Here is a 493-nt window from a genome sequence, read left to right as displayed (position 1 = left end):
TGATGTACTTTATAGCCTTATTCGCCTGTCCGCCACTCTTTGTTGCCTTGGCTGCTTCTACAAATTTCCTTCTGATATGGGCAAGACAGGCTACATGCCAAAGATTATATTTCCGTGTGGCTGCATTATAGCCGGCGTAACCATCTGTCTGGATAGATCCTGAGAATCCTTCTAGTAGCTTTACAGCCATTTCCTCTTTTCGGGTTCTTGAGTAATTGAATAGTACTATCTTGTTTCCAGAGTCTGAGCCTACCGTTACCCACATATAAGATTTTGAATCAACTTTTTTACCAGATTCTTTTAGAACCTGTACGGTGGTTTCATCCATGTTGATCAAAGGACCTTCTCTGGTTCTCTCTTTCAGTAGATCAATAAGATCTGAGCATTTTAAGGCTGTTTTGATTGTCCAGTTGCACATATTTGTCCGGCTGATATCGACACCCAGCCTCTTAAAGATCCTCTCGTGTCTATAGAAAGGGAGAGAATCACAATA

At 41.4% G+C, this 493-nt stretch carries 1 protein-coding gene; it reads right to left on the bottom strand.

Translation table 11 applies throughout. The annotated features are described in order from the left end of the window. The coding region (locus tag DV872_RS26265) for a transposase (protein ID WP_147283294.1) at nucleotides 1-493 on the bottom strand (493 nt) is incomplete at both ends.

The organism is Oceanispirochaeta sp. M1, assembly GCF_003346715.1.
Lineage (GTDB): Bacteria > Spirochaetota > Spirochaetia > DSM-2461 > DSM-2461 > Oceanispirochaeta.
The sequence above is the reverse complement of the archived record's forward strand: the minus strand, read 5'-3'. Positions and strand labels throughout refer to the sequence as shown.